Origin of the sequence: Mesorhizobium sp. M7A.F.Ca.ET.027.02.1.1, from assembly GCF_004022985.1 — a bacterium.
Lineage (GTDB): Bacteria > Pseudomonadota > Alphaproteobacteria > Rhizobiales > Rhizobiaceae > Mesorhizobium.
Genome location: NZ_RZOL01000207.1, coordinates 1 through 10,677, shown reverse-complemented (window position 1 = coordinate 10,677; position 10,677 = coordinate 1). Strand labels below are relative to the sequence as shown.

The following is a 10,677-nucleotide window of genomic DNA, read 5'->3' as shown; positions in this document are numbered from 1 at the left end:
CACCAGATCGCCGGCCTGCCGATGGTCGCCCATGTGGTGAAGGCAGCCGAAGCCGCCGGCGCCGGCAGCCAGGCGCTGGTGATCGGCCATGGCGCCGACGAGATGCGCAAGGCTGCGGCAAAGTTCGCGCCGAAGGCCGAGACTTTCGTGCAGGAGAAGCGCCTTGGCACCGCGCACGCCGTGCTGGCCGCACGCGATGCGATATCAAAGGGTTATGACGACGTCCTGGTGATGTTTGGCGACACGCCGCTGATCGACGCCGATGCGCTGACCGTGGCGCGGCTGAAGCTGGCCGAGGGCGCCGCCGTCGTCGTGATCGGCTTCCGCCCGCCCAGCCCGACCGGCTATGGCAGGCTGATCGAGAAGGACGGCAAATTGGTGGCCATCCGCGAGGAGAAGGACTGTTCCGAGGAGGAAAGAAAGATCGGCTTCTGCAATGCCGGCATGATGGCGGTGGCCGGCGCCCACGTGCTGACGCTGCTCGATCAGGTTGGCAATAAGAATGCCAAAGGCGAATATTATCTCACCGACATTGTCGAGATCGCCAGTGCGCGAGGCCTCGATGTCGTCGCCACCGAAGCCAGCTTCGAAAGCGCACTCGGTATCAACAACCGCGCCGAACTTGCGCAAGCCGAGGGCATATGGCAGGCGCGCCGGCGGCATGAAGCGATGCTGTCGGGCGTGACGCTGATCGCGCCGGAGACCGTGTATTTCTCGCACGACACCGAGATCGGCACTGACACGATCGTCGAGCCCAATGTCTGGTTCGGTCCGGGTGTGAAGATTGCGACGGGCGCCAAGATACATGCGTTCAGCCACATCGAAGGCGCCACCATTGCGTCCAATTGCGATGTCGGGCCATACGCGCGACTGCGGCCGGGTGCTGATCTCCGGGACAAGGCCAAGGTCGGCAATTTCTGCGAGGTCAAGCAGGCGGTTATCGAAGAGGGCGCCAAGGTCAACCATCTGACCTATATCGGCGATGCCCGCGTCGGCGCGGGAGCCAATATCGGCGCCGGCACCATCACCTGCAATTATGACGGCTATTCGAAATTCTTCACGGACATCGGCGAGGGCGCTTTTGTAGGCTCCAATTCGTCGCTGGTGGCACCTGTCACCATCGGCAAGGGCGGCTACATCGCCTCGGGCAGCGTGATCACCGAAAGCGTGCCCGACGATGCGCTGGCCTTCGGCCGTGCTCGCCAGAAGACGATCCCGGGCAAGGGCAAGGAATTGCGCGAACGCTTTGCTTCGGCCGCGGCTGCGAAGAAAAAGTAAGACCAGCCCGCAAAAAACCGAACGATTGCAGTAACCGGATTGCAAGAGCGGTCTGTCATGGTGCATCGACAAGAATGAGCGTTCCGTTACACGGGACGAAATGCAATGTGACTTTCGCGGCAGGCCGGCCATCCCTAAATAGCGCTGGTTTTCCACGGGGAATCGGGGGCTGTCTGCATGTGCGGTATCGTTGGAATCGTCGGCCACTCGCAGGTTGCGCCGCTCATCGTCGATGCGCTGAAGCGGTTGGAATATCGCGGCTATGACTCGGCCGGCGTCGCCACCATCGAGCACGGCCAGCTTGCTCGCCGCCGCGCCGAAGGCAAGCTGATCAACCTCGAGCGCCGGCTCAAGGACGAGCCGCTCGACGGTACGATCGGCATCGGTCACACACGCTGGGCGACACACGGCGTGCCCAACGAGACCAATGCGCATCCGCATTTTTCCGACGGTGTCGCCATCGTCCATAACGGCATCATCGAGAATTTCGCCGAATTGCGCGAAGAACTGATCCGCGATGGCTATTCTTTCTCCTCGCAGACCGACACCGAGGTCGTCGCCCATCTGGTGGCGCGCGAACTCGCCAGAGGGCTGAAGCCGGTCGAGGCCGCGCACCAGGCGCTGAAGCGGCTGGAAGGCGCTTTCGCGCTGGCCATCATGTTCAAGGGCGACGAGGACCTGATCGTCGGCGCGCGCAATGGTCCGCCTTTGGCTGTCGGCCATGGCGATGGCGAGATGTTTTTGGGCTCCGACGCCATCGCGCTCGCACCGTTCACCAATTCGATCACCTATCTCGAAGATGGCGACTGGGCGGTGGTGCGCCGCGACGGCGTTGCCATCTTCGACATCGACGGCACAAAGGTCGACCGCAAGCGCCAGCAGTCGCTTTCGACCAGCTTCATGGTCGACAAGGGTAACCGGCGCCATTTCATGGAGAAAGAGATCCATGAGCAGCCCGAAGTGATCTCGCATACCTTGGCGAATTATCTGGATTTTGTCGGCGGCGTCTCCAAGCCGCTCGACCTGCCTTTCGATTTCGCCAAAATCGACCGGCTGGCGATTTCGGCCTGCGGTACCGCCTATCTTGCCGGCCTGATCGGCAAATACTGGTTCGAGCGCTACGCGCGCCTGCCCGTCGACATCGATGTCGCCTCCGAATTCCGTTACCGCGAAATGCCATTGTCGAAGAACGACGCGGCGTTCTTCATTTCGCAGTCCGGTGAGACTGCCGACACGCTGGCCTCGCTGCGTTATTGCCGCAAGGCCGGCATGAAGATCGGCGCGATCGTCAATGTGCGCGAATCGACCATGGCGCGCGAATCCGATGTCGTGCTGCCGACGCTCGCCGGGCCGGAGATCGGCGTTGCCTCGACCAAGGCGTTCACCTGCCAGCTTTCGGTGCTGGCATCGCTTGCTGTGCGGGCCGGCGTGGCGCGCGGGACAATCTCGAAAGAACAAGAGAAGACCCTGGTGCGCGCGCTTTCGGAAGCGCCGCGCTATGCCAATCAGGTGCTCAAGCTTGAAGAGCAGATCGAACGGATCGCGCGTGAACTCTCACGCTACAAGGACGTGCTCTATCTCGGCCGCGACACCAACTTTCCGCTGGCCATGGAAGGCGCGCTGAAACTCAAGGAAATCTCCTATATCCACGCCGAGGGCTATGCGGCCGGCGAGCTGAAGCATGGACCGATCGCGCTGATCGACGAGAACATGCCGGTCATCGTCATTGCGCCGCACGACCACATTTTCGAAAAGACCGTTTCGAACATGCAGGAAGTGGCGGCGCGCGGCGGCAAGATCATCCTGATCACCGACAGCAAGGGTGCGGCGCTGACGAGCGTCAAGACGATGGAGACGATCATCCTGCCGGACGTGCCGGAAATCATCTCGCCGATCATCTACGCGCTGCCGATCCAGATGCTGGCCTATTTTACCGCCGTCTTCATGGGCACCGACGTCGACCAGCCGCGCAATCTGGCGAAATCGGTGACGGTGGAATAGCTCTCATCCTTTCGTCATCCTCGGGTCTGCGCCGCGTCGCTTCGCTCCTTGCTCCGCCCGTGGATGACGAAAGGAAGGATGTTTTCGGCTAATCGTGAACGTATGCTGCTTCCGTTTGGATTGCTCCGTTGGAAGTGGCGGCATAATCGGCTCTTTAAAGACTTCGCAGTTCCAAACTGGACGGCGGTTCACTAATGTCGCGTCGAAATAGCACCTCCGGTGAATCATGTCCGACGCTCCCAAGACTTCCGGCGTGACCCGGCTGAGGAACTATTTCCTCACGGGCTTCATCGTCTGCGCGCCGCTGGCGATCACCGCCTACATCGCCTGGTCATTCATCGGTTGGGTCGATTCCTGGGTGAAACCCTATATTCCGGCCCGCTACAGCCCTGACACCTATTTGTCGTTTCCTGTGCCGGGGTTCGGGCTGATCGTGGCGCTCATCCTGATCACGCTGATCGGCTTCCTGACGGCCAACATCGTCGGCCGCGCCATCGTCAATTTCGGCGAGCGCCTGCTTGGCCGCATGCCGTTGGTGCGCGGTATCTATGGCTCGCTGAAACAGATTTTCGAGACCGTGCTGTCGAACAAGGGCGACATGTTCCGCCAAGTCGGACTGGTCGAATATCCGCGCAAGGGTGTGTGGTCGCTGGTGTTCGTCGCCAGCGAGAAGGAAACCGAGATCAACCAGAAGCTCGACCAGGAAGGCGATCCGCTGATTGCCGTATTCATGCCGTGCACGCCAAACCCGACCACCGGATTCCTGATGTATGTGCCGAAGTCGGACATCGTGCTGCTCGACATGACGATTGAGGACGGCGCCAAGCTGATTGTGTCGGCCGGGCTGGTGGCGCCCGAGGTCAAGCAAATGGTTGTCGTGAATGGCGAGCCGATCGAAGGGATGCTCGCCAACCCGTCGGTTGCCGCCCTGGCTCAGCCGGCGCGCAGGAGCCGCACGGCCTCGTCGCGGCCGAACAAATAAAGCAGCAGGCGCAACGCCTCGCCACGCTGCGATTGCAGCTCCGGGTCGCGCGACAGGATCAGCCTGGCATCGTCGCGGGCGGCCTCCAGAAGGTCGGCATGCGCCTCGATGCGCGCAACCTGGAAACCCGGCGTGCCGGACTGGCGGGTGCCCAGCAATTCGCCTTCGCCGCGCAGCTTCAGGTCTTCCTCGGCGATCAGGAACCCGTCCTCGGTCTCGCGCATTACCGACAGCCGGCGTTTTGCGGTCTCGCCGAGCGGGTCCTTGTAGAGCAGCACGCAGGAGGAGGGCTTGTCGCCACGCCCGACCCGGCCGCGCAGTTGGTGCAGCTGGGCCAGGCCGAAGCGCTCGGCGTGCTCGATGACCATGACGGTGGCGTCCGGCACGTCGACGCCGACCTCGATGACGGTGGTGGCGATCAGGATGCGTGTCTCGCCCTGCTTGAAGGCACGCATCGCCTCGTCCTTCTCGGCACCCTTCATGCGGCCGTGAACGAGCCCGATACGGTCGCCGAACAATGGTTTCAGCGAGGCGAAGCGGTCCTCGGCCGACATCAGCTTGATTTCTTCGGATTCCTCGACCAGCGGACAGATCCAGTAGATCTTCTGGCCTGCGGCGACGGCGTCCACCATGCGGTCGACCAGTTCGTCGAGCCGCTCGAGCGGCAGCGTAACGGTACGGATCGGCTGGCGGCCGGCCGGTTTTTCCGTCAGTTTCGACACGTCCATGTCGCCGAAAGCGGTCAGCACCAGCGTGCGGGGGATGGGAGTGGCCGTCATCACCAGCATGTCCGGCGCGTCGCCCTTGGCGGTGATGGCAAGCCGCTGATGGACGCCGAAACGGTGCTGCTCGTCGATCACGGCGAAGACCAGGTCGTGGAACATGACCGTCTCCTGGAACAGCGCGTGGGTGCCGACCACGATGTCGATCTCACCGCTTGCCAGGCCGGCCAGCGTATCCGCGCGTTCGCGGCCCTTTTCGCGGCCGGTGAGGATGGCAATGCGCAGCCCGACCTTGGCGGCAAGCGGCGTGATGGTCGCCAGATGCTGGCGCGCCAGGATTTCGGTCGGTGCCATCAAGGCTGCCTGGCCGCCGGCCTCGACGGCGCGTGCCATGGCCAACAGCGCTACGACCGTCTTGCCGGAGCCGACATCGCCCTGCAGAAGCCGCAGCATGCGCTCGGGATCAGCGAGGTCGGCATTGATTTCGGCCAGCGCGAACTCCTGGCTCGATGTCAGCGAGTAGGGCAGTGCGGCCCTCAGTTTTTCAACGATGCGGCCGTCGCCGACCAGGGGACGCCCGGACAGCCTGCGGACTTTTGCCCGCACCAGCGCCAGCGAGACCTGGCCCGCCAGCAACTCGTCATAGGCGAGCCGCCGCCAGGCGGCGCCGTCGATGGAGACGTCGATCGGGTCGGCGGGATTGTGGATGCGGGCGAGCGCATCGGCAAAGGCCGCAAAGGTGTGCCGGCGCATAAAGGCGCCGTCCTGCCATTCGGGAAACTCAGGCACACGCGCCAGCGCCTGGCCGATCGCCCGGCGCAGCACCTTGCCCGAGAGCCCGGCTGTCAGGGGATAGACCGGTTCGACCAGCGGCAGGTTTTCCGCCTCGCTGGCCAGCGCAATATGGTCGGGGTGGACCATGCTGGGGCGGCCATTGAACCATTCCATGCGGCCCGAGACCACGACATGCTCGCCCTCGGGCATCGCCTTTTCGAGATAGGAAGCGTGAGCATGGAAGAAGGTCAGCGCGATCTCGCCGGTGTCGTCATGGGCGAAGACGCGGTAAGGCACCGACCTGTTGCCGCGCGGCGGCGGCTGGTGGCGGTCGATGCGCACCTCCAGCGTCACGATCTGGCCTTCCGCGGATCCTGCGATGCCCGGCCGGCTGCGCCGGTCGATGACGGTGTGCGGCAGCACGAACAGAAGGTCGCCCGCGCGGGCGGGGCGGTCACCCAGATCGGCCGGGACAACCTTCTCGATCAGCGCGCCGACTTTCGGTCCGACGCCTGCAAGCGACGTGATCGGTACAAACAAGGGATCGAGGATGGTCGGGCGCATGATGTCAGCTTATGTTGCGATGGCGGCAGCGCAAGGCTGACAGCCCCTTCTATCCACGCTATATGCGCCGCAGCAAGCAAGGATGCGGCACGATGACCGGAACGACGAGATCAAGCGAGGGGCTCGACGTCCGCCGCCGCAAGCTTCTGTTTCGCTCCTGGCATCGCGGCATGCGCGAGATGGACCTGATCCTCGGCACTTTCGCCGACGCTGAGATCGGCGCCTTGACGGCTGAGGAAATCGACCAATATGAGAGGCTCCTCGACATTCCCGATACCGAATTCCTGCCCATGGTCACCGGCGAACGCCCGGTGCCGGCCGATATCGATTGTGCCGTCCTGCAAAAGATCCTGGCTTTCCGCCATTCTCTGACATTCTGAACACAAGCAATTCCAGGAAAAGCACGAAGCGGTTTTCCGTTCGGAATTGCGATAAAACAAGACCGTGATTTCATGAGCCTCATTCCCACCATCGGTCTGCCGAAAGACCGCGCCGGCCAGTTCATCGTCGACGGCGTCGCCGATGGCTACGAAGCCTTTGCGCTGGTGCAGGCGGCACTTGAGATCGCGCCGGACAAGCCGGTTCTGTTCGTCGCGCGCGACGGTCAGCGCCTGCCGGCGATCGTTGAGGCGCTGTCTTTCGCTGCCCCCGGCCTGCCGGTGCTGGAACTACCGGCGTGGGATTGTCTGCCTTACGACCGCGTTTCGCCCGGTTCGGATGCTGCCGCCAAGCGCCTCGATGCGCTGACGGCCATGATCGCGCTGGCGAAGAAGCCGCACCGCGCCGTCATCCTCACCACCGCCAATGCGCTGCTGCAACGCATTCCGCCGGCGGATCTCGTCGAGGCACAGACCTTTCATGCCAGACCCGGCAACCAGATCGACATGAATGTACTGGTGTCGCGGCTGGAAACGTCCGGTTTTGAGCGCGTGCCGACAGTGCGCGGCATCGGTGAGTTCGCAGTGCGCGGCGGCATTCTCGACCTGTTCGCGCCTGGGTGGACCGAAGCGCTCAGGCTCGACTTCTTCGGCGACACGCTGGAATCGATCCGTGTGTTCGACGCCGCCACGCAGCGCACCACCGGCCAGCGCAAGTCGATGGCGCTGCAGGCGATGAGCGAAGTGGCGCTGACGCCCGAAACCATCAGCCGTTTCCGCCGCTCCTATATCGAAGCCTTTGGCGCTCCACAGCGCGATGATGGGCTCTATGCAGCAGTCAGCGAAGGCAGGCGGTTTGCCGGAATGGAACACTGGCTGCCGTTTTTCTATGAGCGGCTGGAGACGGTGTTCGACTATCTGCCTGACACGCCTGTCATCTTCGACCATCTGGCGCATGAGGCGTTGGCCGAACGCCACACGCTGATCCTCGACCATTACGAGGCGCGCAAGAAGCAGGCGGACGGTGCCTTGAAGGACGCCGTGCCCTACAAGCCGGTCGCACCGGACCTGCTCTATCTCTCCCCGGAAAACCTGATTGCCTCGCTCGGGTCGCGTGAAGCGATCGACTTCACGCCATTCGACGCGCCCGAAGTTGGCGCCAAGAAGGTCTATCACGCCGGCTCACGCCACGGCCGCAGCTTCGTCGAGGAGCGCGCCGATCCGAACGCCAATGTGTTCGATGTCGTCGTCAAACACATCGCCGATGAGCGCGCGGCGCGCCGCCGCATTGTCATTGCCGGCTGGACCGAAGGCTCGCTCGACCGGCTTGGCCAGATCCTTGCCGAACACCATCTCGGCAATCTCAAGCAGGTGGCGACGCTGGCGGAAGCCGAAAAGCTCGAACCGGGGCAGGCGGCCCTGGCCGTACTGCCGCTCGAATCCGGCTTCGAGACCGAAAAACTGGTCGTCGTCGCCGAACAGGACATTTTGGGCGACCGGCTGATCCGGCGCTCGAAACGCAAGAAGCGTCCGTCGGATTTCATCGCCGAGGCCTCGGCGCTGTCGGCCGGCGACATCGTTGTCCATGCCGACCACGGCATTGGCCGTTTCATCGGCCTGCGCACCATCGAAGCGGTCGGCGCACCGCATGACTGCCTTGAAATCCACTATGCCGGCGACGACCGGCTGTTCCTGCCGGTGGAAAACATCGAGCTCCTGTCGCGCTACGGTTCCGACACAGCCGAGGCGACGCTGGACAAGCTTGGCGGCGGCGCCTGGCAGTCGCGCAAGGCGCGACTGAAGAAGCGCCTGCTCGACATGGCCGGGCAGCTGATCCGCATCGCCGCCGAACGGCAGATGCGCTCCGCACCGCCACTGGTGCCGGCAGAAGGCCTCTATGGCGAGTTCGCGGCCCGCTTCCCCTATGAGGAGACCGACGACCAGCAGACGGCCATCGATTCGGTGCGCGACGATCTTGCTGCCGGCAAGCCGATGGACCGGCTGATTTGCGGCGATGTCGGCTTCGGCAAGACCGAAGTGGCGCTGCGTGCCGCCTTCATCGCGGCGATGGAAGGCTTTCAGGTGGCAGTTGTGGTGCCGACGACATTGTTGTCGCGCCAGCATTTCAAGACCTTTTCGCAGCGTTTCTCCGGCCTGCCGATCCGTGTCGGCCAGGCGTCGCGGCTGGTCGGCGCCAAGGAACTGGCCGAGACCAAGAAAGGCATCGCCGAGGGCCAGGTCGACATCGTCATCGGCACGCACGCGCTGCTTGGTTCCGCGATCTCGTTCAAGAACCTTGGCCTGCTGATCATCGACGAGGAGCAGCACTTTGGCGTCAAGCACAAGGAGCGGCTGAAGGATTTGAAGACCGACGTGCACGTGCTGACGCTCTCGGCGACACCGATCCCGCGCACGCTGCAACTGGCGTTGACCGGGGTGCGCGAGCTGTCGCTGATCGCCACGCCGCCAGTCGACCGAATGGCGGTGCGCACCTTCATCTCGCCGTTCGATCCCCTGGTCATCCGCGAGACGCTGCTGCGCGAGCGATATCGCGGCGGCCATTCCTTCTATGTGGTGCCGCGCATCAGCGATCTCTCGGAAATCCATGATTTCCTGAAGGAATCCGTGCCGGAGTTGAAGGTGGCGGTGGCACATGGCCAGATGCCGCCGGGCGAACTCGACGATATCATGAATGCCTTCTACGACGGCCAGTACGACGTGCTGCTGTCGACGACCATCGTCGAATCCGGTCTCGACATCCCGACCGCCAACACGCTGATCATCCATCGCGCCGACATGTTCGGCCTGTCGCAGCTTTACCAGTTACGCGGTCGCGTCGGTCGCTCGAAGGTGCGCGCCTATGCGTTGTTCACGCTGCCGGCCAACCGCAAGCTGACCGACACCGCCGAGCGCCGGCTGAAGGTGCTGCAATCGCTGGATACGCTGGGCGCCGGCTTCCAGCTCGCCAGCCACGACCTCGATATCAGGGGCGCCGGCAATCTTCTCGGCGAAGAGCAGTCCGGCCACATCAAGGAGGTCGGCTTCGAACTCTACCAGCAGATGCTGGAGGAAGCCGTTGCCGAGGTGAAGGATTCCGGCGAGGTCCAGGATGGCGGCTGGTCGCCGCAGATTGCCGTCGGCACGGCGGTGATGATCCCGGAAAGCTATGTTCCGGACCTGCAGCTCCGGCTGGCGCTCTACCGCAGGCTTGGCGATCTCGAAAACACCGAGGAAATCGACGCTTTCGGCGCCGAGCTGATCGACCGCTTCGGCCCGCTGCCGGACGAGGTCAAGCATCTGCTCAAGATCGTCTTCATCAAGGCGCTCTGCCGCAAGGCCAATGTCGAGAAGCTCGACGCCGGGCCGAAGGGCGTCGTCATCCATTTCCGCAAGCGCGAATTCTCCAACCCGGTCGGGCTCGTCCGGTTCATCGGCGAGCAGGGCTCGCTGGCCAAGATCCGGCCGGACCACAGCGTCGTCTTCGTGCGCGATTGGCCAACCCCCGAGAAGCGATTGGCGGGCTCGGCGGTCATCATGACCCAGTTGGCGCGGCTGGTGGAGAAGGCGGCGTAGCCGGCCCAGGCCATTCGCCAGCGCTTGAATTCCGGTCTAGAATAGGAAATCGGCTTCGTGTATGGAGCCGCCATCCCATATAGGGGCGGGAAATGGCAGGCGAGGGTGCTTGCCGGAAAGAGCGTTGGGTGCAGCGATGACGAAATGGTCGCCGAATTCGTGGAGAGCAAAGCCGATCAAGCAGGTTCCTGCCTATCCGGACCTTGCCGCGCTGAAGAACACGGAGGCCCAGCTCGCAACCTTTCCGCCGCTGGTTTTTGCCGGTGAGGCGCGCAAGCTGAAGAAGCAGCTCGCTTCTGTCGCCGCCGGTGACGCATTCCTCCTGCAGGGCGGCGATTGCGCCGAGAGCTTCGCCGAGCATGGCGCGGACAACATCCGCGACTTCTTCCGTGTCTTCCTGCAGATG

At 63.4% G+C, this 10,677-nt stretch carries 7 protein-coding genes; 6 read left to right on the top strand and 1 reads right to left on the bottom strand.

Annotated elements, in window-relative coordinates; genetic code table 11:
• The 3 genes from glmU to EN749_RS21360 all read left to right on the top strand — a co-directional run.
• On the top strand, window positions 1-1,278 hold a 1,278-nt coding region (gene glmU / locus EN749_RS21370), incomplete at its 5' end, for a bifunctional UDP-N-acetylglucosamine diphosphorylase/glucosamine-1-phosphate N-acetyltransferase GlmU (protein ID WP_128363906.1).
• Between the two features lie 177 nt (window positions 1,279-1,455).
• Entirely contained in the window at window positions 1,456-3,279 is a 1,824-nt protein-coding gene (gene glmS, locus EN749_RS21365) for a glutamine--fructose-6-phosphate transaminase (isomerizing) (RefSeq protein WP_127810539.1), read from the top strand.
• Window positions 3,280-3,505: 226 nt separating this feature from the next.
• Window positions 3,506-4,261 carry a DUF502 domain-containing protein gene (locus EN749_RS21360; RefSeq protein WP_027036784.1) on the top strand — a complete coding sequence of 252 codons (756 nt, stop codon included), beginning with the start codon at window positions 3,506-3,508 and terminating at the stop codon, window positions 4,259-4,261.
• Here EN749_RS21360 and recG read toward each other — a convergent pair.
• Window positions 4,213-6,321: an ATP-dependent DNA helicase RecG gene (gene recG, locus EN749_RS21355; RefSeq protein WP_128363905.1), complete on the bottom strand. Its 2,109-nt coding sequence runs from the start codon at window positions 6,319-6,321 to the stop codon at window positions 4,213-4,215. The two genes, EN749_RS21360 and recG, sit on opposite strands and share 49 nt — an antisense overlap.
• A 92-nt stretch (window positions 6,322-6,413) precedes the next feature.
• Here recG and EN749_RS21350 point away from each other — a divergent pair, with 92 nt between their 5' ends.
• From EN749_RS21350 to EN749_RS21340, 3 genes are all read left to right on the top strand, one after another.
• Window positions 6,414-6,701, top strand: a complete 288-nt coding sequence (locus tag EN749_RS21350) for a succinate dehydrogenase assembly factor 2 (protein ID WP_027036782.1) — start codon at window positions 6,414-6,416, stop codon at window positions 6,699-6,701.
• A 72-nt stretch (window positions 6,702-6,773) separates the two neighbouring features.
• Window positions 6,774-10,271, top strand: coding sequence for a transcription-repair coupling factor (gene mfd, locus EN749_RS21345; RefSeq protein WP_128363904.1), 3,498 nt, complete (start codon window positions 6,774-6,776; stop codon window positions 10,269-10,271).
• A 136-nt stretch (window positions 10,272-10,407) separates the two neighbouring features.
• On the top strand, window positions 10,408-10,677 hold a 270-nt coding region (locus tag EN749_RS21340; protein WP_145990965.1), incomplete at its 3' end, for a 3-deoxy-7-phosphoheptulonate synthase.